25 protein-coding genes are annotated in these 25,896 nt (G+C 73.3%); 3 read left to right on the forward strand and 22 right to left on the reverse strand.

Translation table 11 applies throughout. The features are described from left to right. Window positions 1-61: 61 nt before the first annotated feature. From NYF13_RS03070 to NYF13_RS03120, 11 genes are all read right to left on the reverse strand, one after another. Window positions 62-400: a hypothetical protein gene (locus NYF13_RS03070; RefSeq protein WP_315653980.1), complete on the reverse strand. Its 339-nt coding sequence runs from the start codon at window positions 398-400 to the stop codon at window positions 62-64. Between the two features lie 58 nt (window positions 401-458). After that, entirely contained in the window at window positions 459-911 is a 453-nt protein-coding gene (locus tag NYF13_RS03075) for a hypothetical protein (protein ID WP_315653982.1), read from the reverse strand. Window positions 912-925: 14 nt separating this feature from the next. Continuing rightward, window positions 926-1,885: a hypothetical protein gene (locus NYF13_RS03080; RefSeq protein WP_315653983.1), complete on the reverse strand. Its 960-nt coding sequence runs from the start codon at window positions 1,883-1,885 to the stop codon at window positions 926-928. 62 nt (window positions 1,886-1,947) lie between these two features. Then, window positions 1,948-2,919, reverse strand: a complete 972-nt coding sequence (gene hemB / locus NYF13_RS03085) for a porphobilinogen synthase (protein WP_315653984.1) — start codon at window positions 2,917-2,919, stop codon at window positions 1,948-1,950. A 178-nt stretch (window positions 2,920-3,097) separates the two neighbouring features. Continuing rightward, window positions 3,098-4,630 (reverse strand): bifunctional uroporphyrinogen-III C-methyltransferase/uroporphyrinogen-III synthase, encoded by a 1,533-nt coding sequence (locus NYF13_RS03090; RefSeq protein WP_315653986.1) that lies wholly within the window; start codon window positions 4,628-4,630, stop codon window positions 3,098-3,100. Window positions 4,631-4,810: 180 nt separating this feature from the next. Continuing rightward, the gene (gene hemC, locus NYF13_RS03095; RefSeq protein WP_315653987.1) at window positions 4,811-5,758 is read right to left on the reverse strand and encodes a hydroxymethylbilane synthase; all 948 of its coding nucleotides are present in this window, start codon (window positions 5,756-5,758) and stop codon (window positions 4,811-4,813) included. Window positions 5,759-5,761: 3 nt separating this feature from the next. After that, entirely contained in the window at window positions 5,762-7,075 is a 1,314-nt protein-coding gene (locus tag NYF13_RS03100; RefSeq protein ID WP_315653988.1) for a glutamyl-tRNA reductase, read from the reverse strand. Between the two features lies 1 nt (window position 7,076). Continuing rightward, window positions 7,077-7,889, reverse strand: a complete 813-nt coding sequence (locus tag NYF13_RS03105) for a redox-sensing transcriptional repressor Rex (RefSeq protein ID WP_315653990.1) — start codon at window positions 7,887-7,889, stop codon at window positions 7,077-7,079. Between the two features lie 567 nt (window positions 7,890-8,456). After that, window positions 8,457-10,034: a molybdopterin-dependent oxidoreductase gene (locus NYF13_RS03110; protein ID WP_315653992.1), complete on the reverse strand. Its 1,578-nt coding sequence runs from the start codon at window positions 10,032-10,034 to the stop codon at window positions 8,457-8,459. 56 nt (window positions 10,035-10,090) lie between these two features. Next, window positions 10,091-10,336 carry a glutaredoxin family protein gene (locus NYF13_RS03115; RefSeq protein ID WP_315653993.1) on the reverse strand — a complete coding sequence of 82 codons (246 nt, stop codon included), beginning with the start codon at window positions 10,334-10,336 and terminating at the stop codon, window positions 10,091-10,093. A gap of 34 nt (window positions 10,337-10,370) precedes the next feature. Next, the gene (locus NYF13_RS03120; protein WP_315653994.1) at window positions 10,371-11,900 is read right to left on the reverse strand and encodes an AMP-binding protein; all 1,530 of its coding nucleotides are present in this window, start codon (window positions 11,898-11,900) and stop codon (window positions 10,371-10,373) included. 278 nt (window positions 11,901-12,178) lie between these two features. Between NYF13_RS03120 and NYF13_RS03125 the strand changes: the two genes are divergently transcribed. From NYF13_RS03125 to NYF13_RS03135, 3 genes are all read left to right on the forward strand, one after another. Beyond that, window positions 12,179-12,874 (forward strand): sigma-70 family RNA polymerase sigma factor, encoded by a 696-nt coding sequence (locus NYF13_RS03125; RefSeq protein ID WP_315653995.1) that lies wholly within the window; start codon window positions 12,179-12,181, stop codon window positions 12,872-12,874. A gap of 104 nt (window positions 12,875-12,978) precedes the next feature. Next, window positions 12,979-14,055 (forward strand): DUF5667 domain-containing protein, encoded by a 1,077-nt coding sequence (locus tag NYF13_RS03130; protein WP_315653997.1) that lies wholly within the window; start codon window positions 12,979-12,981, stop codon window positions 14,053-14,055. Window positions 14,056-14,175: 120 nt separating this feature from the next. Next, window positions 14,176-15,084, forward strand: coding sequence for an HAD-IB family hydrolase (locus tag NYF13_RS03135; protein ID WP_315657177.1), 909 nt, complete (start codon window positions 14,176-14,178; stop codon window positions 15,082-15,084). A 36-nt stretch (window positions 15,085-15,120) separates the two neighbouring features. Here the strand turns inward: NYF13_RS03135 and NYF13_RS03140 are convergent, their stop codons facing one another. The 11 genes from NYF13_RS03140 to NYF13_RS03190 form a co-directional block, all read right to left on the reverse strand. Then, window positions 15,121-16,158, reverse strand: a complete 1,038-nt coding sequence (locus NYF13_RS03140; RefSeq protein WP_315653998.1) for a lysophospholipid acyltransferase family protein — start codon at window positions 16,156-16,158, stop codon at window positions 15,121-15,123. Further along, window positions 16,155-17,201 (reverse strand): NAD-dependent epimerase/dehydratase family protein, encoded by a 1,047-nt coding sequence (locus NYF13_RS03145; protein ID WP_315653999.1) that lies wholly within the window; start codon window positions 17,199-17,201, stop codon window positions 16,155-16,157. Before NYF13_RS03145 ends, NYF13_RS03140 begins: the two co-directional genes overlap by 4 nt. 252 nt (window positions 17,202-17,453) lie before the next feature. Then, entirely contained in the window at window positions 17,454-17,555 is a 102-nt protein-coding gene (locus NYF13_RS03150) for a 30S ribosomal protein bS22 (RefSeq protein WP_007030867.1), read from the reverse strand. 144 nt (window positions 17,556-17,699) lie between these two features. Next, window positions 17,700-17,915 (reverse strand): helix-turn-helix domain-containing protein, encoded by a 216-nt coding sequence (locus NYF13_RS03155; protein WP_037353555.1) that lies wholly within the window; start codon window positions 17,913-17,915, stop codon window positions 17,700-17,702. A 229-nt stretch (window positions 17,916-18,144) separates the two neighbouring features. After that, the gene (gene proC / locus NYF13_RS03160; protein ID WP_315654004.1) at window positions 18,145-18,960 is read right to left on the reverse strand and encodes a pyrroline-5-carboxylate reductase; all 816 of its coding nucleotides are present in this window, start codon (window positions 18,958-18,960) and stop codon (window positions 18,145-18,147) included. A 23-nt stretch (window positions 18,961-18,983) separates the two neighbouring features. Next, a complete protein-coding gene (locus NYF13_RS03165) occupies window positions 18,984-19,814 on the reverse strand; it encodes a thioesterase family protein (RefSeq protein ID WP_315654006.1) in 831 nt (276 codons plus the stop codon). Window positions 19,815-19,988: 174 nt separating this feature from the next. Continuing rightward, window positions 19,989-20,795 (reverse strand): sugar phosphate isomerase/epimerase family protein, encoded by an 807-nt coding sequence (locus NYF13_RS03170; RefSeq protein WP_315654008.1) that lies wholly within the window; start codon window positions 20,793-20,795, stop codon window positions 19,989-19,991. Window positions 20,796-20,868: 73 nt separating this feature from the next. Next, window positions 20,869-22,590 carry a hypothetical protein gene (locus NYF13_RS03175; RefSeq protein ID WP_315654010.1) on the reverse strand — a complete coding sequence of 574 codons (1,722 nt, stop codon included), beginning with the start codon at window positions 22,588-22,590 and terminating at the stop codon, window positions 20,869-20,871. Window positions 22,591-22,741: 151 nt separating this feature from the next. Further along, window positions 22,742-23,725 (reverse strand): Ppx/GppA phosphatase family protein, encoded by a 984-nt coding sequence (locus NYF13_RS03180; protein WP_315654011.1) that lies wholly within the window; start codon window positions 23,723-23,725, stop codon window positions 22,742-22,744. A 179-nt stretch (window positions 23,726-23,904) separates the two neighbouring features. Continuing rightward, entirely contained in the window at window positions 23,905-24,594 is a 690-nt protein-coding gene (locus NYF13_RS03185; RefSeq protein ID WP_315654012.1) for a response regulator transcription factor, read from the reverse strand. Beyond that, on the reverse strand, window positions 24,591-25,856 hold the full coding sequence (locus tag NYF13_RS03190) for an ATP-binding protein (protein WP_315654013.1): 1,266 nt from the start codon (window positions 25,854-25,856) through the stop codon (window positions 24,591-24,593). The genes NYF13_RS03185 and NYF13_RS03190 overlap by 4 nt, the downstream gene beginning before the upstream one ends. Window positions 25,857-25,896 lie beyond the last annotated feature (40 nt).

Raw genomic sequence — 25,896 nt, forward strand, 5'->3', positions numbered from 1 at the left:
TAGCAGCCAGCTGTTGGTGACCTGTGGGCGAGCTGTGTATCGGCCGCTTCGAGTTGCGGGATCAGGCTTTCTTCCGGCGGCGGCGGGCACGCAGCGCGAGCAGGAGCTGACGAACCGCGTCCACCACCAGCACGGCGGACACCGTGCCGACCCCGAGCGCGGCCGCGAGCTGCCCGCCGAACACCCGTTGCGAGGCCAGCCGGACGCTGTCCCCGGCCGTGGTGACGACCGTGATCACGCCCGCCTGCCACAGCGCGAACGCCGCCCACAGCAGCAGCGCGGCCACCACCACTTCGCCGAGCGCGACGAACGCGCGCCACGGCTGGTTGAGCCACGCGGGCGCTTCCGGCTCCTCGGGCGGCCAGAGCTCTCGGCCGGTCGGCTGGGGTAGGTCGATCACGCGTCCAAGCCTCTCACGACTCGCCGGTGTCCACCCCGGTTGGCGCGGTTGTCAACCCTCACGAGTCCTTCTCCGGCCGGTTGAGCGCGGCCAGTTCGGCCAGCGCGGCCCGCAGGGCCTCGACGTCACGGGCCCAGGCCAGCACCACCGTGCCGTCGTCGAGCTTCACGGGCAGCTCGTCGTACTTGCGCGGCACCGTCCAGCCGCCGCCGAGCACCCGCGCGCCGACCGGCGGGCCGACGTCGGTCACCTCGGCGATGCGGGCCGCCTCCAGCTGTTCGCGACCCTGGCGCAAGCCCGCGGTGGTCACCTCCAGCGAAAGGAACCGCCGCCGCGCGTACACCCACGGCAGGGTCAGCGCGACCAGCGCGATCCCGACCAGGATCCACGCCACGGTGTGCACCGGCCCACCCGTGGCCAGTTCGGCCACCGCGCCCAGGACCGCGAACAGCGGCCCCCAGACCAGCGCGAGCCAGCCGACGCCCACCTCCGCGTAGAGAGTCCGGCTCACGCCCCCACCTCCGCTCACGGGAGCTTCTTGCCGACCTTCGGGAAGTACTCGGCCACGCTCGGCAGGTACATCAGCACCAGCGCGATCAGCAGCACGAACGCTGCGATGAGGGTGAAGAAGTTGTAGAAGATGACGATCTGGAACAGCACGCAGACGATGGCCAGCCCGGTCAGCACCGACCGCGCCGACCGCGTGCCCTCCCGCGCCTTCCACGCGAACAGCCCCAGCAGCACCGCGAACACCACCGCACCGATCAGCAGCAGCCACACCAGCGTGGTGGTCCCCGACGCGATCTGCTCCGGCGCCACCTTCGCTCCGGTGCCCTGCTGGTTCTGCTTGATCAGCTCGGTGATCAGCTGGTCCTTGATCAGCAGGGTGTACGCCTGCCCGACGATGACCACGACCCCGGCCGCGATCCACAGCCAGAACGACACCTTGACCGGTTTGGGCGGATCGACCACGGGCGCGCTCTGCCCGGGCAGGATCGGATCGGGTGACCGCCCCTTGACCCGAAGCCGGTCGGAGGTGAGTCCGGGGGTCTCGGCCGCCCGACCGGACCCAGCAGCGGCGGCACTGGGCTCGGCCACACCTCGGGTCTCGCCCGCCGTGCTGGACTCGGCCACACCGCCGGGCCTGGCCACACTGTCGAGTTCGGCCACACCGCCGGGCTCGGCCACCGCGCGGGTCTCGCCCGCCGCGCTGGACTCGGCCACACCGCTGGGCCCGGCCACCCTGTCGAGTTCGGCCACACCGGCGGGCTCGGCCTCCTGACCGCGCTTGGCCGCGCTACCGGCCCCGACCACACCGGCGGACTCGGCTTCGCTGCCCGGTTCGGCGGCGCCACCGGGCGCGCCACCGGCCACGGCCCGGCCCGGTTCGGGCCCGTCGCCGGGCTGGGCCGGTGCGGGGTTCGGGTCGGGGTGCGACCCGGGAAGCCCGTCGGGCCTGGCGGTGTCTTCGTCCTTCTTGGCCACCCGGGAACTCTAGCCCAGCCTGCGACGCAGGTCAGCCGCGTGGTCCGGCTGGACCCGGGGGCTCAGTCGAGCCAGGCGGCGGCCTCGGCGGCCCAGTAGGTGAGGATCAGGTCGGCGCCCGCGCGGCGGATGGAGGTGAGCACCTCGAGCACCGTGCGCTCGCGCTCCAGCCAGCCGTTCGCGGCAGCCGCCTCGACCATCGCGTACTCGCCCGAGATGTTGTACGCCGCCACGGGAACCGGCGAGATGTCGGCCGCCGCCTTGATCACGTCCAAATAGGACAGAGCCGGCTTGACCATGACCATGTCCGCACCCTCGGCCAGGTCCAGCTCGATCTCCCGCAGGGCTTCGCGCGCGTTGCCGAGGTCCTGCTGGTAGGTCTTGCGGTCGCCCTTGAGCTGGGAGTCCACGGCCTCGCGGAACGGCCCGTAGAACGCGCTCGCGTACTTCGCCGAGTACGCGAGGATCGCGGCGTCGGTGTGGCCCACTTCGTCGAGCGCGCGGCGGATGACTCCGACCTGCCCGTCCATCATCCCGCTGGGCCCGAGCACGTGCGCGCCCGCTTCGTACTGCGCGACGGCCATCTCCGCGTACAACCGCAGCGTGGCGTCGTTGTCCACGGCGCCGTCCGCGTCGAGCACACCGCAGTGGCCGTGGTCGGTGAACTCGTCGAGGCAGGTGTCGGCCATCAGCACGGTGGAGTCGCCGAGTTCGGCGCGCAGATCGCGCAGGGCGACGTTGAGGATGCCGTTCTCGTCCACCGCGCCGCTGCCCTCGGGGTCGCGCTCGGCGGGGATGCCGAACAGCATGAGCCCGCCCACCCCGGCGTTGACGGCGTCGACCGCCGCCTTGCGCAGGGTGTCGCGCGTGTGCTGCACCACGCCGGGCATGCTCGCGATCGCGCGCGGCTCGTCGAGGCCCTCGACCACGAACATGGGGAGGATGAGCTGACGCGGGCGAAGCGTCGTTTCACCGACCAGCCTGCGCATGGCCGGCGTGGTACGGAGCCTGCGGGGTCGATGCTCGGGGAACACGCGCTCCACGGTACTCCGGCTGCTCCACGCCGGTTTCCCGTGGCCCCGACCCGTCCCCGCTCGTCGCCCGCGTGCTCGCGACGGCCCACCCGGGCACGAAACGGCGGTGGTCCCGCAACGCGCCGGAGGCCCCTTCCCGCAACGGGGAAGGGGCCTCCGGCCGGTACTGCGAAGAGCGTCAGCTGCGGCGGGCTCGCTTGGCCTTGCGCGGCGGGGGCAGGGCGCCCTCCGCGCGGAGCCGGGCGGCGTGCTCGGCCAGCGCGTCGACCAGGTGGGGGACGTCGGCCCGCTCGGGCTGGACGTCGACCCGCAGCCCGAACTCCACGGCGGTCTCCGCGGTCTTCGGGCCGATGCACGCGACCAGCGTGCGGGTGTGCGGCTTGCCGGCGATGCCGACGAGGTTGCGCACGGTCGAGGACGAGGTGAAGCAGACCGCGTCGAAACCGCCGGTCTTGATCATCTCGCGGGTGTCGGCCGGCGGCGGGGCGGCCCGGACGGTCCGGTACGCCGTCACGTCGTCGATCTCCCAGCCGCGGTCGCGCAGACCGGCCGACAGGGTTTCGGTGGCGATGTCGGCGCGCGGCAGCAGCACGCGGTCCACCGGGTCGAGCACGTCGTCGTACGGCGGGAACTCGGCCAGCAGGCCCTCGCTCGACTGCTCGCCCTCGGGCACCAGCTCGGGGATGATGCCGAACGAGCGCACCTTCTCCGCCGTCGACTGGCCGACGCAGGCGATCTTCACGCCCGAGAAGGCCCGCGCGTCGAGGCCGAACTCCTCGAACTTCTCCCACACCGCGCGCACCGCGTTGGTGGAGGTGAACACGATCCACTGGTAACGGCCGTCCACCAGTCCCTTCACCGAGCGCTCCATCTGCGCCGGGCTGCGGGGCGGCTCGACCGAGATGGTCGGCACCTCGTGCGAGGTCGCGCCGTGGCCGCGCAGGCGCTCGGCCATCTCGCCGGCCTGCTCCTTGGTGCGCGGCACCAGGACCTTCCAGCCGTACAGCGCGCGCGACTCCCACCAGGAGAGCTTCGACCGCTGGCCGGCGGCCTGGCCGACGGTCACGATCAGCGGGCCGACCAGCTCACCGGCGTCGTTCGCGAGCGAGCTCAGCGTGGTGTCGAGCGTGCGCTGGGTGTTGATGGTGCCGTTCGCGGTGACGGCGACCGGGGTGCTGGAGGCCAGCCCCTTCTCGGTCAGCCGGCTGGCGGCCTCGGCCAGGTGCTGCGAGGTCGCGTGCAGCACCAGCGGGCCGGGGACCACGGCGAGCGCGCCCCAGTCCACCTCGCCGCGGACGTCGACCTCGGTGTGCGTGCCGCCGAGGGCGACCCCCGCGTACGCCGGTACCGCGGCGCCGGGCGAAACGCCCGGGACGACGTCGAACACGGCGGAGGTGCGGGCCACGGCCTGCACCTCGGCCACGACGGCGGCGCTGGTCAGCGGGTCGCCGGCGACCAGGCGCAGCGCGAGCCGGCCGGCCTTGGCCTCGGCGGTCAGGTCCTTGGCGACGTCGGCGGCCTCGCCGACGGCGGGCCGCACCTCGGCGCCCGGGGCGGTGAGCGCGAGCACGCCGGCCGGTACGTCGGGGTCGGTCACCACGACCTCGGCCTTGGCGAGCAGCTCCTGGGCCCGGACGGTGAGCAGTCCGGCGTCACCGGGGCCCGAGCCCACGAAGGCGACACGCCCGGTGGTCTTGCGAGCGGGGGTCATCTCTGGCGTTTCTCCTCTTGCCGAAAAGGCCGGAAGCAAGCCGGCCGGAAGCAGTGACGGACCGACGTCGACTGCTTGCTTCCGGCCGGTTTGGGGTCTACCGGCACTGCGGGCGGCCGGGTGCGTCGTCGGCCGCGGGTGGGTGGTGCTGGTCGTGCGGGGTCAGTGACGCGGCGGGCGTCACTGGGCGGGACCGGACAAGGCGCCGGCCCCCAGGTCGAGCAGCTCGGCGGCCAGCGTCCGGCCCAGTTGCTCGGCTTCACCGCGGTCGGCCAGTGCGATGGCGCGCACCATGTCGACCGCTCCGTTCTCGCCCTCGGCGGCCGCGGTGCCGCGCAGCGAGATGCGTTCCACGACCGCGCCCTCGGAGTCGAGGTCCTCGACGATCTCGGCCAGCGCACCCACCGGTGAGCTGCACCCCGCCTCGAGCGCGGCCAGCATGGCCCGTTCGGCCGTCACCGCGGCCCGCGTGCCTTCGTCGTCCAGAGTGGACGCGAGCAGGTGCTCCACGTCCACGTCGGCGGTCCGGCACTCCACCGCCAGCGCCCCCTGCGCGGGGGCGGGCAGCATCTGGATCGGGTCGAGGGTCTCGGTGATCGCCCCGGCCTGGCCGATCCGGTCCAGTCCGGCACGCGCCAGCACCACGGCGTCGAGCTCTCCGTCGGTCACCTTGCGCATGCGGGTGTCGATATTGCCTCGGATCGGCACGATTTCCAAACCGAGGCCCAGTGCGCGCAGCTGAGCGGTGCGTCGCAGCGAGCCCGTGCCCACCCTCGCGCCCGGCGGCAGCTCGCCCAGGGTGAGGCCGTCACGCGCGATCAATGCGTCGCGCGGGTCGGCGCGCAGCGGGATGGCGGCGACCACCAGGCCGGCCTCCGGCGTCGTCGGCAGATCCTTCAGCGAGTGCACGACGACGTCGATTTCCCGGCGGTGCAGGGCTTCCCGCAGCGAGGAGGTGAACACGCCCACGCCGATCTGCGGGATCGGCTTGTCCGAGCGGTCCCCCGGGGTGCTGATCGGAACGACCTCGACCTCGGCCCCGGTCGCGCGGATGGCGTCGGCGACGGTCCCGGTCTGCGCGAGGGCCAGCCTGCTGCCCCGCGTGCCGATGCGGATGACTCTGCTCACGTACTACTTCTTTTCGTTCTCGGGCGTCGCGGTGGGACTCGCCACGGCCGCGGGGGCCTGGGGGTCGAGGCAGAACAGCTCACGCAGCGCGTTGGCGTAGTCGGTGTCGGCCGTCTCGGCGGCCAGCTGCTTGACCCGCACGGTCGGTGCGTGCAGCAGCTTGTCGACCACACGGCGGACCGTGCGGCCGAGTTCTTCGCGGACCCCGGGGTCGAGCTCGGGCAGCCGGTGGTCCAGGCGGAGCAGCTCCGCGTCCACCACCTCGGCCGCGCGGCGGCGCAGCGCGGTGACGGTGGGGGTGACCTCGGCCCGGCGCTGGCCGGCGAGGTAGTCGCGCACCTCGTCCAGCACGACGCCGTCGGCCTTGGCCTTCTGCCGCTCCGAGGTCGGGGCGCCGGCTTCGCGCATGCGGCGCTGGACCGTCTCCAGGTCGACGACGGTGACGTCGGCCAGGTGCGCGACCTCGGGGTCGACGTCCTTCGGCAGGCCCAGGTCGCACACGACCAGCGGTCGGCCCGCGCGGCCGGGCACGTGCCCGGGGGCCAAGACGGCGGCCTGCGCACCGGTGCAGCACACCACGACGTCGGCCTCGGCCACCGCCGCGGAGAGCTCCGCCAGCGGCACCCACCCGGCGGGCACGCCCTGCTCGGTGACGTTCGACGCCAGCCGCGCGGCCTTCGACCCGGTGCGGTTGGCCACGGTGATCCGGCCGATGCCCGCCTTGCGCAGGTGCGAAGCGGTGAGCGCGCCCATCGAGCCCGCGCCCACGATCAGCGCGTGCTTCCCGGCCAGCCCGCCCGCCGCGGCCAGCGCCTCGGACACGACGGAGGCGCCCAGCTTGTCCAGGCCGGTCTCCGAGTGCACCCGCTTGCCCACGCGCAGGGTGGTCTGGATCAGCTCGTGCAGCGTGCGGCCGACGGTGCCGGCCTCACGCGCGGTGGCGTAGGCCGCGCGGACCTGGCCGAGGATCTGCGTCTCGCCGACCACCATCGAGTCCAGGCCCGAGGTGACGGAGAACAGGTGCTCCACCGCCGCGCCCGCGTAGTGCACGTACAGGCTGTCGTACAGCTCCGCCGGCTCCATGCCGGCCTGGCGGGCCAGCACGCCGGAAACGTCGTTGACGCCACCGTGGAAGGTCTCGACCACCGCGTAGACCTCGATGCGGTTGCACGTCGACACCAGCAGGGCTTCGCTGACGTGCTCGGCCTGCTGCAGTTCGTGCAGCAGCTTCACCACCTCGCCGGCGGGCACGGCGGCCCGCTCGAGCGTGCTCAGCTCCGCGCTGCGATGGGAGAGCCCGACCGCCAACACGCTCATATCAGCGCACCACCATTCCGTGGCCGCCGCCGGCGGCCTCGCGTCCGTTACCCGTGCCGTTCCCTGTGCCGTTTCCATTGTCGACCGGCCGCCCGGGGCCGGGTAACCCGGCTTTTCCCTGGTTTTCGCGTGCGGCCTCGGCGTCGTCGGCGCGGCGGGCCACGTGGAAGGAGAGGATCTGCAGCTCGACCGCCAGGTCGACCTTGCGGACCTCGATGTGCGCCGGCACCTGCAGCACCACCGGCGCGAAGTTGAGGATGCACTGGACCCCGCCCGCGACCAGCCGGTCGCACACCGACTGCGCGGCGGTCGGCGGGGTGGCGATGATGCCGATCGAGATCTGGCGCTCGGCGCACACCCGGGGGATGTCCTCGAGGTGCGAGACCGGGAGGCCCCCCACGGGCACCCCGACCAGGTCCGGGTCCAGGTCGAACAGCGCCTCGACCGGGAAGCCCCGGCCGGGGAAGCCGCCGTAGTTGGCCAGCGCGTGGCCCAGGTTGCCGATACCGACCACGGCGACCTTGTGCTGCCGGGTCAGGCCGAGGATGCGCTCGATCTGGCTGACCAGCACCCGCACCTCGTAGCCGACGCCGCGGGTGCCGTAGGAGCCCAGGTAGGAGAGGTCTTTGCGCAGTTTCGCGGAATTGACCCCGGCGGCCGCGGAAAGCGTTTCGCTGGCGACGGTGGTCAGGCCCTGCTCGGCCATCCCGGACAGCACCCGCAGGTAGACCGCGAGCCGGGCCACCGCGGCTTCGGGGATCGACTTCACCCGGACCACGGTGTCCTCGCCGCCCACGGCGGGTACGGCGGGCATCTCGGCGGTGGGAGCGTTGTCGGCGTCGGGGGTGCGGCCGGGGCCGGCGGCGGGACGGCGGGCACCGGTGCGGCCGTTCCCGGAGCGAGGGCCGGAGCCGTTGCCCGCGACGCGGGGACCGTCGGGGGTCCTGCCGTTCCCAGGACCACCGCCGTTCCCAGGACCACCGCCGTTCCCAGGACCACCGCCGTTCCCAGCAGCGCTGCCGTTCCCGGCGGCGTGGCCGGTCGGGGTGGCGTGGCCGGTCGGGGTGGCGGCCGGATCGGCACCGTCGCGCCTACCCCGCTCTGTCACCACGCTGGCCACTCCTCGTCGGCTGCTCTGCTCGTCGGCTGCTCGGCCTGGCACCGCGGGCACAGGCCTGCGGCCCGCAGTGATCAAACCCTTGACCCCACGGCTCGAGTCCGGTTCGATGTTCCGGTCTACGCGGGGACGACCTCCCCACGGTAGTCCACTTGTGAACGCACGCACAAAGTCACTGGTCACCGACATGACGAGGGGCACATTCCCCGCGACGGGCGGTCGCCGGGCACCCGTGGACCGATCGGGCCGGGCCGGGGCGGTCAGTCAGTGGGCGTCGAGCGAGACCGAGTGCCAGCCGGACGCGCCGTCCGGCACCGGGTCGGCGATCCGGTCGGTCTGCGTGTACCCCGACTGGTCGGTCGCGCGGACGGTCACCGAGTGCGTGCCCGCGGGCACGTCCACCTCGGCCCACCACATCCGCCAGGTGTCCTTGTTCACCTCGGCCGACAGCACCGCCGGGCGCCACGGGCCCTGGTCGACGCGGACCTCGACGTCGGCGATGCCGATGTGCTGCGCCCACGCCGTGCCCGCGACCCGGACCTTGCCCGCGGACACCGAGGCGAAGCCGCTGGGGGTGTCGATCCGCGACTCCGTCTTGATCGGCGCCTGCTCGGCCCAACCGCGCTTCAGCCAGTACGACTGGCGCGCGTCCCACTTCGCGAACTCCAGGTCGGTGACCCACTTCGTCGCCGACACGTAGCCGTACAGACCGGGGATCACCACCCGGGCCGGGAAGCCGTGCTCGACCGGCAGCGGCTCCCCGTTCATGCCGATGGCCAGCATGGCGCCGCGCTTCGGGTCGAGGGCCACGCTCGCCGGGGTGCTGCAGGTGAAACCGTCCGCGCTGGTCGCGTACATCTGCTCCGCGCCCGGGCGCACCCCGGCCCGGTCGAGCAGGTCGACCAGGTCGACGCCGATGAACCGGGCCGTCGAGATCAGGTCGCCGCCCACCTCGTTGGACACGCAGGTCAGGGTGATCTCGCGCTCCACCAGCGGGCGGTTGCGGATGTCGGCGTAGGTGAAGGTGACCTCCTCGTCGACCAGCCCGTGGATCTTCAGGCTCCAATCCTCGGTGCGCACCTGCGGCACCACGAACGCCGTGTCGATCCGGTAGAAGTCCGCGTTCGGCGTGATGAACGGCGGTGAGCCGAGCTTCCGGAAGTCCGCGTCCGCCGGCAGCGGCGGAAGCTTGCGGGCCGGGACCAGCGGGCCGACCGCGGCGCGCGAGGCTTCGGCGTCACCGGCGCCGGAGATCACCTGCCCGGCCACGGCCGCGAACCCCGCACCGGCCGCGACGCCGGCCCCGCGGACCAGCACCTGGCGTCGAGTCGGGCCCCGGGGCGGGCGGGTCTCGCCGACCACCGGCGGCAGCGCGTACCGGTGCAGCCAGCCGAACACCGTGATCGACGCCACCAGCGCCGCGACCGGGGCCAGCAGCGCGAGCTGCCCGACGTCCGTGCGCTCGTAGACCGCGGCGACCCCGGCGACGCCGAGCAGCCCCACCAGCACCTGCCCGGCGAGCGGCTTGCGCCGCGACAGCCGGCCCGCCAGCACCGCGAACAGCACCAGCACCACGGCCAGGCCGATCTTCAGCACGGTCTTGTCCGCCGTGCCCAGCGTCTGCTCCGCCCACACCACCACCGGGTGCGGGCTGTGCGCGATGACGAAGTCCGCGACCGCCACGAACGGCGAAGCGTTGTAGCCGACGAAGCCGGCGATCAGATGGCCCACGCCCAACGCCGTGACCAGGGCGGTCAGCCCGATCACCGTGGCCACCGGCAGGCTCAGCCGCCGGGGCCGCGGGGGCTGCACCGGGGCCGGGGTTTCCTTCAACGCGCTCACCCCACCATTTTCGGCGGGTCGCGGCACCCGTGTGGCCCAGAACTCTTACGGCTTGGTTACCGGCGCGGTCCCGCGAGGGCCCGGCGGAACCGGTCCTCCTCGACCCGCCAGTAGCCGTGCTCGGCCCCGTCGATGAGGATCACCGGCACCTGGTCGCCGTATTCGGCGCGCCACTCCGGATCGCTGTCGACGTCCGCGACCGCCCACTCCACGCCCAGCTCGCCGCAGATCCGCGCGACGTCCGCCTCGGCCACCTCGCACAGGTGGCAGCCGGCCCGGGTCATCACGGTCACCTGGTGCATCACCGGAGTCTAGGCCCCGCGCGGTCCGCCGGATTCAGCGCAGCTTGAGCCGCCGCAGCTTCCCGGTGGCCGAGTGCGGCAGCGCCTCGGCGAACTCCACCGCATGCGGCACCTTGTACCCGGCCAGGTGCGCCGAGCACTGGTCCACCACCTGCTGCTCGGACAGCGAAGCCCCCGGCGCCGGCACGACCACGGCCTTCACCGCCTCACCGCTGCGCTCGTCCACCACCCCGACCACGGCGACCTCGGCCACCTCCGGCAGCAGGGAGACGACCTCCTCGACCTCGTGCGGGAAGACGTTGAAGCCGTTGACGATGATCAGGTCGTTGGCCCGGTCGACCAGGTGCAGGTCGCCGTCGGAGTCGAGGTAGCCGACGTCACCGGTGCGGAACCAGCCCGCTTCGTCCGGGCCGTGGTGGCCGTCGGGCCAGTAACCGGAGAACAGGTTCGCGCCGCGGATGGAGACCAGACCGGTCTCACCGGCCACCTCGAACACGTCGGCGGCGTCCTCGGGGTCGAGCGGGACGTCGGCGGGCGTGCCGTCGCTGTCGACCAGCCGCAGCTCGACGCCGGGCAGCGGACGGCCGACCGAACCGGGCTTCGGGTAGCCGGTGACCAGTGTCGAGGTGACCACGGGCGCGCACTCGGTGAGGCCGTAGCCCTCGAAGACGTCGAGCCCGGTCGCCTCGCGGATCGCGGTCAGCACCCGCGGGTGCAGGGGCGCGGCGCCGGAGCTCATCCGCCGCACGGTGGCGAGCCCGCGCTTGAGCTCGTCCGGGCCCAGCGCGGCGAATTCGGTGTAGATGGTGGGCACGCCGGCGATGGCGCTCACGCGGTGCCCGGCGCAGTCGTCCAGCGTGCGCTGCGGCTCGAAGCGCTCGGACAGCACCAGGGTGGCGCCGGCCGACGTGGCCTGCAGCAGGCCGGGGCCGAGGCCGTAGACGTGGAAGAGCGGGATGGTGACCAGCACCCGGTCGCCGTGCACGGGCACGCCTTCCACCGCCGAGAGCTGCTCCAGGTTGGCCAGCAGCGCGCGGTGCGAAAGCATCACGCCCCGCGGCGGCCCGGTGGTCCCGGAGGTGTAGGAGATGACGGCGACTTCCTCGCCCGTCCGCTCCGGACCGACGGGGCCGTCCCCGGTGCCACCGCGCGGAGTGAGACCGGTCACGCCTTCGGGCAGTTCGTCGTCGTTGTCGCGCCGCACGACGAACCGCGCGCCGCAGTGCTCCAGCAACTGCCGCAACTCGGGTTCCGGGGCCTGCGGGGAGACCGGCACGGCGATCGCGCCCGCCCTCAGCACGGCGTACAGGGCGACCGCGAAATCCGCCGACGTCGGCAGCCGCACCGAGACCCGGTCACCCGGCTCGGCCCCGGCCTCGGCCAGCCGACGGGCCAGTGCGTGGGCCGCCTGGTCGAGCTGCTGCCAGGTGAGCGTGGCGCCCGTCCCCGTCTCGATGACCGCGGTCTCGCCGGCCCACCGCTCAGCCGCCCGCGTGAGCAGCTGCGCGACCCCGTTCTGGTTGGTCACCCGTGGACCCCTCTCGTCCCGTTGCGCTTTCGTCATCTTGTCACCCGTAATGGGGACCCGGCGCGATCGTCGCACCTCCGGCGACGGCGAACCCCTACCTACTTCGCGGTAACTACACGTATGCTGCAGGGCGTCGCCGGGTGGCGTTGATCACGGCCGGGTGACGCGAGAGAGGGAGTCGTCGTGACGAACTTGCTGGTCCACGGGGTCGTGGCACACGCGAGGCGGCACGCTCCGGCTCGTTCGGGGCCGGGGGGCGCTGCTCACCCGGCCGGTCCGCCGAAGGCCGCCGGAACCGCCGGAGGTGCTGCCCGATGACGTTGCCCACCACCGCTGCGCGCGGGCCCGTGACCGCCTTCACCGAACGCGTGTTCGGCCGCCCACCCGCCGTCCCGCTGACCCGCCCGGCCGAAGGGCCGGACCCGGCCGAAGTGGCCAAGGCCGAAGCCTGGGAGCTCGTGCGGTCCGCGCAGGAGGGCGACACCTCGGCGTTCGGCCAGTTGTACGACCGGTACGTCGACGTCGTGTACCGCTACGCCCTGTTCCGCCTCGGCGACCGCGACCTGGCCGAAGACGTGACCAGCGAGACCTTCCTGCGGGCGCTGCGGCGGATCACCTCGGTCAGCTACCAGGGCCGGGACGTGGGGGCCTGGTTCGTCACGATCGCCCGCAACCTGATCCTCGACCACGTGAAGTCCAGCCGGTTCCGGCTCGAGGTGGTGACCGGCGAGGTGACCGAGCCAGGCGGAACGGCGGGCGCGACCGTCGGCCCGGCGGTCCAGGCCGGTCCGGAACAGCAGGCCATCGCCGGCGCCACGCGCACCGAGTTGCTGCGCTGCGTCGCCGAGCTGGGCGAAGACCAGCGCGAGTGCATCGTGCTGCGGTTCCTCCAGGGGCTGTCGGTCGCGGAGACGGCCAAGGTGATGCGCCGCAACGAAGGCGCGATCAAGGCCCTGCAGCACCGCGCGGTCCGCCGTCTGGCCCAGCTCCTGCCCTCCGGTCTGCGCTGACTTCTTTCACACCCTGATGCGGTGCGTAACTTCCGGCCGTTCTTAATCGTTTCTCCACGCAGACCGGCGTCAGGGCCGGCCGGCGTGGGAGACGGAGCAGCACCGTGGGCGTGCCCGGGCGGTTTTCGCGGGAACGGAACGAGGTCGAGCGGTTCGACCGCGCGCTCGAACCCTTCCCGGTGGCCCGCGACGGCGAGTTCGCGGACGAGCTGACCGTGGTCGCCGTGCTGCGCGAACTGGGCCGGGCCGGCGCACCCGACCCGGCCACCCGCGAGCGCATCCACGCGGAGATCGCAGGACGGCTCGGGCAGCCCGTCGTCCGGCGCCGGTGGCGGCCCCGGGCGCCCGACCTCGTGGCCGCGGGCATCGCGCTGGTGCTGGGCCTGGCCGGGCTGACGCTGCTGCTGTCGAAGAACGCCGTGCCGGGCAGCGCGCTCTACGAGGTCAAGCGGGCCGGTGAGGCGACCTCGCTCGTCCTCACCTTCGGCGAAGAGGCCCAGGGCCGGAAGCACCTGGAGTTCGCGGCCGGGCGGGTGGCCGAGCTGGGCCGGATGACCGACGCCTCCCCCGCCGCGTACCGCACGGCGCTCGACGACTTCGGCGCCGACGTCCGCGCCGGTGCCACCCAGCTCACCGCGACCGCCACCGGCGGCGGCGACCACGGGCAGCTCGCGGGGCTGAAGGCGTGGGCGCACGACCAGTCCGGCCGGCTGGCCGCCGAGCAGGCGCGGGTCCCGCTGGACCTGACCGCCGTGCGCGGGCTGCTCACCCGGGTCCAGGAGCGCACGACGGCACTCGGTTCACGGCTCGACTGCTACGAGATCACCACGGGCCGCTCCGACGAGCTGGGCCTGCTCCCGGCCCGGGGCGAGTGCCGCCGGCAGCCCTCGTCCGCCGCCAGCACCCCGGGGCCGGCCCCCTCCCCGGTGGCGCCCCCGGCCACGGAGACCGCGCCGCCGGCCACGGGCCCGTCTTCGCCGAGCGACCCGGACCTGGCCGTCCCGACCGCCCCGACGCCGAAGCCCACCGGCGGCACCGCGCCACCGCAGGTGTTCGCCCCGCCGATCCCGACCCCGATCACACCGACCTCACCGAGACTGCCAACGCCGACGTCATCGCCCCCGCCGCTGCTGTCGTTGCCGCCGCTGCTGCCGGGCCTGCCGCCGATCGTGATCGGCTGAGCCCCCGCTCGGTCAACCCCTGACCGAGGGCCTCGCCACACCTCGACCGGGTGAGTCCCCCGGTCGCTACCCTGTGCACAGGACCCGGCCACTTCCGGCCGCCGGGGCGTGCGGGCGAACGTGGAGGCGGTGTGCGTGTCAGCTTGGCGTGGCAAGGACAAGAGTCAGGAGCTCGAACGGCTCGCCACGCTGGCGGGCGAGGCTTCGGCCGAGGCCGCCACCACCACGGCGAACTCCCGCCCGGTGGTGCCGCCCGCCCCGCCGGACCTCACCGCGGCCGCCTTCTTCGACGTGGACAACACGATGATGATGGGCGCCTCGATCTTCTACTTCGCGCGCGGACTGGCCGCCCGCAAGTTCTTCACCTCCTCCGATCTGGCCGGCTTCGTCTGGCAGCAGGTGAAGTTCCGCCTCGGCGGGCGGGAGAACAAGGAGGACATCAAGTCCCACCGCGAGCGGGCACTGTCCTTTGTGGCCGGCCGCACGGTGGAGGAGCTGACCGCCATCAGCGAGGAGATCTACGACGAGCTGATGGCGGACAAGATTTGGTCCGGCACCCGCGCGCTGGCCCAGATGCACATCGACGCCGGCCAGCGCGTCTGGCTGGTCACCGCCACCCCGATCGAACTGGCGGCGATCATCTCCCGCCGCCTGGGCCTGACCGGGGCGCTGGGCACCGTCGCCGAGTCCAAGGACGGCGTGTACACCGGCCGCCTGGTCGGCGATCTGCTGCACGGCCGGGCGAAGGCCCACGCCGTCCGCGCGCTCGCCTCGCGCGAGGGCCTGAACCTCAGGCGCTGCTCGGCGTACTCGGACTCGCAGAACGACGTCCCGATGCTGTCGGTCGTCGGTACGGCCGTGGCGGTCAACCCGGACAGCGGACTCCGCGACGTCGCCCGCGCCCGTGGCTGGGAGATCCGCGACTTCCGCACCGGTCGCAAGGCCGCGAAGATCGGCGTCCCGTCGGTGCTGGGCGCCGGGGCGCTGGCGGGCGCGGTGGCGGCGGGGATGGCCTACCGGCGGCGCTGAGCGCCGCCGGCGCGGTCGATCGGCGAGCTCGGCCGCTCAGCCCCGGAAAACGCTCTTGCGCTGCGAAAGCCGCCGGTACAACGTCTGCTGGATCGACTCCCGCACCTGGTCGGTGACCGTGAAGACCAGCATCGGGTCGTCCACCGCGTCCGGCCCGTACTCGTCGGTGGGGATGGGCTCGCCGAACTCCATGGCCCACTTCGTCGGCAGCGGGACGGCGCCGAGCGGGCCCAGCAGGGGGAAGAACGGGGTCACCGGGAAGTACGGCAGCCCGAGCAGCCGGGCGAGGAGGCGGAGGTCGCCCAGCTTCGGGTAGGTCTCCTCCGCGCCCACCACCGACACCGGGATGATCGGCACGCCGGTGCGCATCGCGGCGGAGACGAAGCCGCCACGGCCGAAGCGCTGCAGCTTGTAGCGGGCGGAGAACGGCTTTCCGACGCCCTTGAACCCCTCCGGCCACACCCCCACCAGCTCGCCGCCGGTCAACAGGCGCTCGGCGTCGGCGTTGCAGGCCAGGGTCTGGCCCGCCTTGCGCGCGAAGGAACCCACCAGCGGCAGCTTGAACACCAGATCGGCGCCCAGCCCGCGCAGGTGGCGGCCACCGGTTTCGGCGTGCACGGCGACAGCGGTCATCAGCGCGTCGAGGGGCAAGGTGCCGGAGTGGTTCGACACCAGCAGCGCGCCGCCGGTCTTCGGCAGGTTCTCCACGCCGAACGTGTCGACCCGGAACCACTTCTCGTACAGCGCTCGCAGCGGCGGCAGCACCAGGGTGTCGGTCAGCTCGGCGTCGAAACCGAACTCGTCCACGCGGTAGTCGCCGGTCAGCCGGTGGCGCAGGAACCGCAACGCGCTCAGCACCGCTTCCGGCAGCGGCTCCTCCGGCGCGGCCACCGACGCAGAGGCCGCCGGGAACGCCACCACGGGGGCTTCGGCGCGGCGCTCCGGAGCCGGAACCGCTGCTGCTGCTGGACGCTCCTCGACCGGTTTCTCCCGGCCCGGAGCGTGCAGGGGGATCACCTGGGCCTCGGCACCGTTCACGGGGTGCGCCTCACTTTCCGCTCTCGCGCGGCTCATCGGCCCGCCTGCCCGGTCGCCGCGGCCACGAGCACCTTGCCGGCCAGACCGGCGAGCCGTCCGCCGTCGAGCACCGGGCGCAGGCCCCGGCCCGCGACGTAGTCGTCGAACGCTTCGCGGCTGGTCCAGCGCGGCGTGTAGCCGAACTCCTTCTTGAGCTTCGTGATGTCCACGACCCGGCCGAAGTTCAGCAGCCGGACCTGGTCGGCCGAGAAGTCGACCACCCGCGCCCCGCGCAGCACCTTGCCCACCGACGGCACCACGGCGCTCGGCATGGGCAGCCCGATCCGGCCCGCCCGGCGGATCGCCTGCGACAGCGTGAGCACCCCGTCCGAGGCCACGTTGAACACGCCGGGGTGGTCCTCCAGGGTCGAGAGCTCCAGCACCGACAACGCGTCCGAAGCGTGCGCCAGTTGCAGCCGCGCGTCGTAGCCGAAGACGGTGGGGATCACCGGCAGCGCGAAGTAGCGCGAGAGCACGGTGTCCACCTCGGGCCCGATGATGTTCGCGAACCGGCAGAGCGTGATCGTGATGTCGGGACGGCGCCGGGCCAGGCCGCGCACGTAGCCCTCCATCTCCACGGCGTCCTTCGCGTACCCGCTGGACGACGCCGGGATCAGCTCCGAGTCCTCGGTGAACACCGCCTGCGAACGCGCCCCGGCGCCGTAGACCGCGGCCGTGGACTTGACCACCAGCTTGCGCACCAGCGGCGAGCGCTGGCACGCGGCCAGCAGCCGCATGGTGCCGATGACGTTGACTTCCTTGACCGCCGCGCGACGGCTCGGCCCGGCCGGGTGCGCGGTGCACGAGGTGTGCACCACGGTGTCCACCTCGGCGCTGCTGATCACCTTGGCGATCAACGGGTTCCGGATGTCGGTGCGGACGAACTCGGCGCGCCCCATGCGCTGCAGCACCGCTTTGGCCGGCGGGGCGGTGTCCACGCCGATCACCCGCTCGAACTCGGGGTTGTTGCCGAGCCGGGCGAGCAGCTTTCCGCCCAGCTCGCCGGCGACCCCGGTGACCAGCACGATGTTCGACGGCATGAGACTCCCTGGAGGGGCGGCTGGGTGGTGGGAGCGGGACGCGTGAACCCGCACTCACTGGAGGCACCGCGCGGACGCACCGACCATGCTACCGGCCCCGAGGGGCACCCTGACCAGGTCTTACCTGCTGTTAACGCCGAACGCCCGGAATGGGGCGAACGCCTCACTCGGACGGAGGAAAGACGCGGTGAAAAACGGACGCGGCCCGTCCAGGGACTGGACGGGCCACGTCGGTTCAGGAGAGCGCGAGGCTCACTTGCCGGCCTTGCGACGCTGCACTCGCGTGCGGCGAAGCAGCTTGCGGTGCTTCTTCTTGGACATGCGCTTGCGGCGCTTCTTGATCACAGAGCCCATGGGCGCTCCTTAGGTCGTCGTCGGTCACGCTGCCCGGCGCAGCGTCCAACGGGTGGAGCGCACAGGCACGAGCGGTCTTCCAGGTTACCCGCGTGCTGACGCGGGTCGGTCGGCGGGCATGGCTAGCCCCGGCCCGGCGACCGATCAGCCCACGTCGAAATAGGCACCCTGCAGGTACTCGTGCACTGCCTTCTCGGGCACCCGGAACGACTTCCCGACGCGCACGGCGGGCAGCTCACCCGAGTGCACCAACCGGTAGACGGTCATCTTCGAGACCCGCATCAGCGTGGCCACCTCGGCGACGGTCAAAAACTGGACCTGCCCGACTGCGGGCAAATCCTCCTTCTTGTTCGGCGACATGTTTACCGCGTCCTTTGACACGTGTCGCGCCACGAGGCTTCCCCACCTGTGGTATCGACACGCACGTGCTCTTCATGAGAGTAGCGGGACAGGTGGGACCAGTGCGACGCGTGTCACCGGGATGGGCTCTCACCAGGCCCGTTAAGCCCACTCCGGGTGGGCTTAACGGGTCGTTTGCCCGATAAGGGCTTTTCGGCGAAACGGGCCGGGGATCGGGCCCGCCGCGGGGTCAGTGCTCGTCGTGCGCCCGGCCCAGCTCCTGGGACCGGTCCCGGGCCGCCTCGATCGCGTCGAGCAGGGCGGCGCGGACACCGTGCTTCTCCAGCTCGCGGATGGCGTTGATGGTCGTGCCGGCCGGCGAGGTGACGGCCTCGCGCAGCAGCGCCGGGTGCTCGTCGGACTCGGCCAGCATCTTGGCCGCCCCGACGGCCGACTGGATGATCAGCCGGCCCGCCAGCACCCGCGGCAGGCCGAGCAGGATGCCGGCGTCGATCATGGCCTCGACCAGGAAGAAGAAATACGCCGGACCGGAGCCGGACAGCGCCGTGACGGCGTCCTGCTGGCCTTCGGGCACCTCGACGACCTCGCCGACGTGGGCGAGCAGCTCCTCGACCGCGGCCAGGTGCCGGCCCGTGGCGTGCCGCCCGGCCGAGATCGCGCTCATGGCCTCGCCGACCAGCATCGGCGTGTTCGGCATGACCCGGACCACCGGCACGCCCTCGGCCAGGCGCCGCTCGTACAGCGAGGTCGGCAGTCCCGCGCACAGCGAGACCACCAGGGAAGACGATCCGAGCAGCGGCGCCAGCACGTCCAGCACCGGGTCGATGTCCTGCGGTTTGACCGCGACCACCAGCACGTCGGCCCGCTCGGCGGCCTCGGCGACGGTGACCGACCGCATTCCCGGGTACCGCTGCGTGAGCTCCTCGGCCCGCGCCGGGTAACGCTCCGTGAAGAGCAGGTCCCCGGGCGCGTGGCCCCCGTTCAGCAGCCCCGACAGCAGGGCCTCCCCGATCTTTCCGGCTCCCAGCACCGCGATCACAGTCATGGCGCCAGCGTGCCAAACCGCGGTCAGGGCCCCGGGGCCGGGGCGAGGGCGAGCTGACGGGTCTGGGTCACCAGCCGGCCCTGCGCGTCGACGACCGTGGCGTCGGAGTCGAACCAGGCCTCGTGCACCGAGCGGGACTCGACCAGCACCCGCAGCCAGCCCGGCGCCGGGCGCGTGCGCACCAGCGCGGTGAGCTGCACCGTCGGCGCCCAGCCCAGCCGGCCGAGGTTCGCCACCACCGGCGGGTTGATGTCACCGGCCAGCAGGGCGAAGTAGACGTCGGTCACCCCCTCGCGCGGCCGGGCCCACAGGCGCATCCGCGGCGGGTCGCCGGCGCGCCCGGCCAGGTAGCCCGCCGTCGCCGGGTCGATCCGGACCTCGCAGACCTTGGACAGGTGGAACCGGCCCTCCGAGGTCTCCGCGGTCAGCGGCAACGCACCGGCGGGCGGTTCGGCGGGCAGCGGCGGCAGGTCGGACCACTCCGCGCGCCGCATGGGCAGCCGCCCGGTGGTCACGCGCGCCTCCACGCAACTGCGGCCCCGCTGCTCCAGGCGGACCGCGACCACCGTCGCGCGGCGGCCGACCTTGCGGACCTCGGTGCGCAGCAGCACCGGCCCCAGCGCGGGCGCGTGCAGGAACTCGACGCTCACCGCCAGGGGCTCCGCGGTGGCCTCGTCCCGCTCGTGCAGAACGGCCGCGGCGGTCTTGGCCAGCAGCCCGACGAGGAAGCCGCCGTGGGGGTGGCCCGCGATCGACCAGTCCGCGCGCAGCGTCGCGGTGAAGGTGCCGTCACCGAGTGAGCGGACCGCCGTGGCGGCCTCGAACGCGGTCGTGGTGTCTTCGGCCCCGCTCACGGACGGCCGGCCACTGCGGGCCCGTTCGCGGGGCCCGGCCCGCCGGTTCCGGCAATGACGAAGTTCAACGATCGCAACGAGTTCACGGTCGGCACTTTACGTGTCCGCCGCCTGGTCGAGCATGCTCTCGGCGAGTTGTCCGCCCGGACAGCCGATCAAGGGGGGACGGCCCGGTCACTGCCCGAGGTGCAGACGGGCAAACAGCAGGGCCTCGGCGAGCGAGCGGGCCCGTTCGGCCTCCGCGGTGACGTGCCGGGTGTTGACCTCGAGCACGACCTGCCCGGTGAAACCGGTGCTGACCAGCCGTTCCACCAGTTCCGCGCAGGGCTGGCCGCCGCGGCCGGGGATCAGGTGCTCGTCCTTGGGCAGGCCGGTGCCGTCGGCGAGGTGGACGTGGCTGAGCCCCGCGCCCATCCGTTCGGCCAGCGCCAGCGCGTCCATGCCCGCGGCGGCGGTGTGGGAGAGGTCGAGGGTGTAGTGCCGGAAGCCGACGTCGGTCGGGTCGATCGAGGACCGGAAGGCCGAGACCCGCGCGCTCTTCGGACCCACGGGCGGGCGCACCTTGAACATGTTCTCCACGGCGATCTCGACCCCGCTGGTGTCCTCCAGCTCGCCCACCAGGTCGCCGAACGCGTCACCGTAGCGCCGCTGCCACCGGTACGGCGGGTGCACCACCACCGTGCGCGCCCCGAGCTCCACGGCGGCCTCCACCGACCTCCGCAGCCGCACCGCCGGGTCCGGCGACCACACCCGCTGGGTGATCAGCAGCGACGGGGAGTGCACGGAGAGCACGGGCATCCCGGTCCGGCGCGACCACCGCCGCACCTCGGGGACGTCCTGGCTGACCGGGTCGGCCCACACCATCACCTCGACGCCGTCGTACCCGAGTTCGGCGGCGAGCTCGAAGCCCGCCCCGGCTCGCAACGGCCACACCGAAGCGGTGCTCAACCCCACCGGCACGGGCTCCTCGGCTGCGCTCACACCGCCCATCCTGCCGTGCCCGCCGGGGCGGTGTCCTCCCGGCGGGCCCGTTCCCGTCCGGCGGGGCGGCCGGTCAGTGGGCGACGAGCAGCAGCGCCGCCGGGGACACCGTCACCACCAGTCCGACCAGCACCGCCAGCACCGTGGTCTGCAGGTCCTCGGCGCGGCGGATCTTCCGCACCACCCAGACCAGCACCACGATCACCAGCAGGGCGCCCACGAGGGCGGCCGGGGCGAGGTTGCTCCACAGCCAGTTGAAGCCGAGCCAGACCCCGGCGCCGCCGACCACGCCCAGCGCGAGCTGGCCGGCGAGGGTGAGCCACTGCTTGCCCGCCGAACCGGCCGGGACCGGCTCCTCCGCGGGCGCTTCGGCGGCGGCTTCCTCGTCTTCGTAGTCGTCCTCGTACTCGGCGGCCTGCTCGTAGCCGTAGTCGTCCCGTTCGAAGTCCGGGCCGTCGGCGTAGCCGGGCCGCTCGAACTCGCGCTCGTACTCGGACAGGTCGTCGTCGGCCGGGTGGTCGTCCTTGTGGCCGGGCGCGAACGGCATCGGCGGCGGATAACCCGAGGTCGGCGGGCCGGCGTCGTAGTCTCCGGCCGGCGCGTAGCCGTTGTCCTCGGCCGGGTAGCCGTCGTCGGCGTAATCGTCGTCGACGTAGTCCTCGTCGGCGTAGTCGTCATCGGCGTAACCGTCGCGCGGGCCGCCTTCGCCGGGGACCGCCGGCATGACGCCGATCTCGGTGTCCTCGAGCTGCTCGGCCTCACGGCGCTTGCGCCAGCCGGCCAGTCCGGCGGGCGGCGGCGCCGCGGGCCCACCCTGGGGCGCGGCGGCGGGCGGCTCGGACTCGAGCCGGTTGGCCACCGCGTCGAACTGCTCGGTGTGCGGCTCCTGCTTCGGCGCCGGACGGCGGGCCGGAGCCCGGCGCGGACGCTGCGGCGCGCCGGCCGGGAAGGCCCCGCTGGCCATCGTGCCGGGCACCGGGGGCAGATCGGGGATCTCGGCGTCGGGAGTGCCGTCGAGCCCGTCGAGCCGGGAGGCCAGCGAGCCGTTCGGCGGTGCGGACGGCGGCGGGCCGGGACGGCGGCGAATCGGCTGGACCTGCTCACGGGTCTCGTCGGCGACCAGCGGCGGCGGGGCCTGCGGCGGCGCGGCGGGCGGCGGCCCCGGCGGCGGCTGACGCGGGCCCCGGCCACGCGGCGGCACCGGCAGCGGCGCGGACTCCTGCGGGGGCCGGGCGAACTGCCCCGACTCCTGCGGCGGCGCGGGCGGGCGCACGAACTGGCCCGACTCCTGCGGGGGCCGGGCGAACTGGCCGGATTCCTGCGGCGGCGCGGGCGGGCGGGCGAACTGGCCCGACTCCGGTGACGGAGCGGGCGGACGCACGAACTGACCCGACTCCTGCGGCGGCGCCGGCGGGCGCACGAACGCGGAGTCCGGCTGGCCGTTCCCCGGACGGCCGGGCGGGGGCGCCGAAGGCCGCACCGGCGGCCCCGGCTCCGGCGGGACGGCGCGCGAAGAGGGCGGCGGGCCCTCCGGTCGGCGACGGCTGCCGGGAGCCCGCGAGGGCGGGGGCGGAGTGCCCCCGTCCGAGGCCACCCGGTCGATGATCGCCTGGGGCGCGGTGTCGCTGACGCCCGGGGCGCGCCGGGAGCCGGCCGGGGGGGCCGTCTCGGGAACTTCTTCGTCGTCCGCGGCCCGGCGCCTGCGCCGTCGCCCGCCGTCGACCTGCTGCCCGTGCTGGGCGAGCAGTTCGGCCACGGTCTTCTGGGGCTGGTCGCCGCCGGTCTGGTCCGTCATACCGTGCTGTCCAAAGCGCGCTCCGGGTTGCCTGCGACACGTGCCTGCGACCGGACGCAGACGGCGCCGCGCGCGCTGACCACCGTGCTGTGCATGTCCGTCACCTCTTCACCGTGCCTGTTGTCCGTCAACGAAGTCCAGTCCACTGCTGTCACCGGTCCTCCCCGTTCGCCGAAACACCGGTGAGGGCGGTCCCAGTGTCGTCCGCACCGGTGGAATGGTCCAGCCGCCGCAGGATGACACCCTCTCGCAGCGCCCACGGGCAGATCTCGAGTTCCTGCAGCGACAGGGCCCGCATGGCGGCCTGCGCCACCAGCGCCCCGGCCACGAGCTGGTGCGACCGGCTCGCGCTCACCCCCTCGAGGTGCGCCAGCTCGGCCGAGGGCATCCGGGAGATGAAGGCGATGAGCTGGCGCAACGCGGTGTCGGTGAGGGTACGGCGGACCCGGGGCCCGGCCGCCGAGGGGGCGGCGCCGGTGAGCCGGGCCAGCGATCGGAAGGTCTTGGAGGTGGCCACCACCCGGTCGGGTTCACCCCACTTGGTGACCTTCCGGGCCAGCGCGGACAGTTGCTCCTCCAGCCACGCCGAGGTCGCCACCACTTCGGACCGGGTGGGTGGGTCGTGCTGGAAGCGCGTGCGCGTGGTCCGCCCGGCGCCGAGCGGCAGCGATTCGGCCAGCACCGGCTCCTCGTCGCGCCCCATCGCGACCTCCAGCGAGCCGCCGCCGATGTCGAGCACCAGCAGCTGACCGGCCGACCACCCGAACCACCGCCGCACGGCGAGGAAGGTCAGCCGCGCCTCGTCCACCCCGGAGAGCACTTTGAGCTCGACCCCGGTCTCGTCGGCCACGCGGGTCAGCACCTTGGCCGAGTTCTTGGCCTCGCGCACGGCCGAGGTGGCGAAGGCCATGACCTCCTCGCACCCCAGCCGCAGCGCCGCCCCCTTGGCCGATTCGACGGCCCGGACCAGCTCGTCGGAGCCGGTCCGGCCGAGCTCCCCGGACCGGGTGATCTGCTCGGCCAGCCGCAGCACGGTCTTCTCCGAGTGCATGGGGGTCGGGTGGGCGCCCCGATGGGCGTCGACCACCAGCAAGTGGACGGTGTTGGAACCGACGTCGAGTACCCCTAGGCGCACGAGGAACCAGCGTACCGGTCCCACAGCCAGGTCTCAGAACTGTAACCAACACCACTCGGTCCGGGATCGACTCAGCGTGCCCGGACTGACGCGGTGCGTGAAACAGCTCCGCGCCCGGCGCGTCCGGTCGTGGGTGTCCGAGCCGGTGCCGGCCGCGGTGGACACCCGCGAACCACCGCTCAGGTCTCGAACTTGTACCCCAGCCCCCGCACCGTGACCAGGTGCCGGGGCGAACCCGGGTCCGGCTCGATCTTCGAGCGCAGCCGCTTCACGTGCACGTCCAGCGTCTTCGTGTCGCCGACGTAGTCCGCGCCCCAGACCCGGTCGATGAGCTGGCCGCGGGTGAGCACCCGGCCGACGTTGCGCAGCAGGTACTCCAGCAGGTCGAACTCCTTGAGCGGCAACGAGACCTCGTCACCGTCCACGGTGACCACGTGGCGTTCCACGTCCATCCGGACCGGGCCGGCCGAGAGGACCAGGGGGGCCAGCTCGCCGTCGGCGCCGGGCTCGCCGCCGCGGCGGAGGACGGCGCGGACGCGGGCGATCAGCTCGCGGGCCGAGTACGGCTTGGTCACGTAGTCGTCGGCGCCGAGCTCCAGGCCCACGACCTTGTCGATTTCGCTGTCGCGGGCGGTCACCATGATCACCGGGACCGCGGAGCGCTGGCGCAGCTGCTTGCAGACGTCGGTGCCGCTCATCCCGGGCAGCATCAGGTCGAGCAGGACGATGTCGGCACCGTTGCGGTCGAACTCCTCCAGCGCCTGCTGGCCGGTACCGGCGACGGCGGCGGTGAATCCCTCCTTGCGGAGCAAGAAGGCGAGCGGGTCGGCGAAGGACTCTTCGTCCTCGACAATGAGAACCCTCGTCACAGGTTTCCTCCTGGGTTTGGGCCGGAGACTTCCTGCCCGGTGGCCACGAGCCGGGGTGTCCGCTCGGGGTTCTTGTCCGGCCGCGCGGGCGCGGCCGGCGGGATCGGCTTGCCCGTGGCGCTGCGCTGCGGCTCGCCTTCGGGCTCCGGGCCCACGTGCGCGGGGATGCGCAGGGTGAACGTCGAACCGGTGCCCTGACGGCTCCACAGCCCGACCGAGCCGCCGTGGTTGGCCGCCACGTGCTTCACGATGGCCAGGCCCAGTCCGGTGCCGCCGGTGGCGCGGGAGCGTGCCTTGTCCGCGCGGTAGAACCGCTCGAACACGCGCTGCTGCTCGTCCTCGGCGATGCCGATACCGCGGTCGGTCACGGCGATCTCGACCATCCCGTCGGCCAGCCGCCGGGAGATGGACACCGGGCTGCCCGCCGGCGAGTACGCGACCGCGTTCTCCAGCAGGTTCGACAACGCGGTGACCAGCAGCGTGCGGTCGCCCTCGAAGAGCAGGCCGCTGCTCGGGTCGGTGGTGATGGTGATCTCCGCCGATTCGGCCGACAGCGTGGTCCGGCCCAGGGCCTCCCGGACCACCGCGTCGACTTCGACGACGTTGAGGTCCGGGAGCCGCTCCGCGCCCTGGAGCCGCGAGAGGGCGATCAGCTCGGTGACGAGCTGGCCGAGCCGGGTCGACTCGCGCAGGATCTTGCTGCCGAAGCGGCGCACCTCCTCGACGTCCTCGGCGGCGTCGAGCACGGCCTCGGTCAGCAGCGCGATCGCGCCGACCGGGGTCTTGAGCTCGTGGCTGACGTTGGCGACGAAGTCCCGCCGCACCGCCTCCAGCCGGATCGCCTCGGAGTGGTCCACGGCCTCGACCACGGTGAACCCGTCGCCCAGCGGCCGGACCTCGCCGAGCACGGCCTCCGGCTGGCGGCGGCCGCGGTTCTCCAGCGGCGAGAGGTCGACCTCCATCGGCTCGTCGGTCTCGACCACCTGCTCGGCGGCCTTGCGGGCCCGCGGATCGGCCTGGTTGACGCGCACCAGGCCCAGCTCGTAGGCGCGGGGGTTGTGCAGCACCATGTCGCCGAAGCGGTTCAGCACGAGGATGCCGCTGTTCGACGAACGGATGAGGCGCTCGAGCAGTTCGGCGACGGTCGGCCCGGTCGGCCGAGCCGCCTCCCGGCGGGCGCGAACCCGGGCCACCAGGAATCCGGCGACCGCGCCGACGACGAGTGCGCCGACGACCAGCAACAGGGCAACAGGCGTGGTCACGGGGGAATCGTAAGCATCCCGGTAGCCTTCCGGCCTAGTC

The organism is Amycolatopsis sp. PS_44_ISF1 (genome assembly GCF_032335455.1).
Taxonomy (GTDB): Bacteria; Actinomycetota; Actinomycetes; order Mycobacteriales; family Pseudonocardiaceae; genus Amycolatopsis.

Bases quoted from the DNA above. Each gene is read 5' to 3' on its own strand.
- NYF13_RS03155 (WP_037353555.1), bottom strand. From the start codon at position 17,915: ATGTCGCCGAACAAGAAGGAGGATTTGCCCGCAGTCGGGCAGGTCCAG.
- NYF13_RS03150 (WP_007030867.1), bottom strand. From the start codon at position 17,555: ATGGGCTCTGTGATCAAGAAGCGCCGCAAGCGCATGTCCAAGAAGAAG.
- NYF13_RS03145 (WP_315653999.1), bottom strand. From the start codon at position 17,201: ATGCCGTCGAACATCGTGCTGGTCACCGGGGTCGCCGGCGAGCTGGGC.
- NYF13_RS03115 (WP_315653993.1), bottom strand. From the start codon at position 10,336: ATGCACCAGGTGACCGTGATGACCCGGGCCGGCTGCCACCTGTGCGAG.
- NYF13_RS03120 (WP_315653994.1), bottom strand. From the start codon at position 11,900: ATGACGAAAGCGCAACGGGACGAGAGGGGTCCACGGGTGACCAACCAG.
- NYF13_RS03175 (WP_315654010.1), bottom strand. From the start codon at position 22,590: ATGACGGACCAGACCGGCGGCGACCAGCCCCAGAAGACCGTGGCCGAA.
- proC (WP_315654004.1), bottom strand. From the start codon at position 18,960: ATGACTGTGATCGCGGTGCTGGGAGCCGGAAAGATCGGGGAGGCCCTG.
- NYF13_RS03140 (WP_315653998.1), bottom strand. From the start codon at position 16,158: ATGAGCCGCGCGAGAGCGGAAAGTGAGGCGCACCCCGTGAACGGTGCC.
- NYF13_RS03105 (WP_315653990.1), bottom strand. From the start codon at position 7,889: ATGCCCGCCGTACCCGCCGTGGGCGGCGAGGACACCGTGGTCCGGGTG.
- NYF13_RS03100 (WP_315653988.1), bottom strand. From the start codon at position 7,075: ATGAGCGTGTTGGCGGTCGGGCTCTCCCATCGCAGCGCGGAGCTGAGC.
- NYF13_RS03125 (WP_315653995.1), top strand. From the start codon at position 12,179: ATGACGTTGCCCACCACCGCTGCGCGCGGGCCCGTGACCGCCTTCACC.
- NYF13_RS03090 (WP_315653986.1), bottom strand. From the start codon at position 4,630: ATGACCCCCGCTCGCAAGACCACCGGGCGTGTCGCCTTCGTGGGCTCG.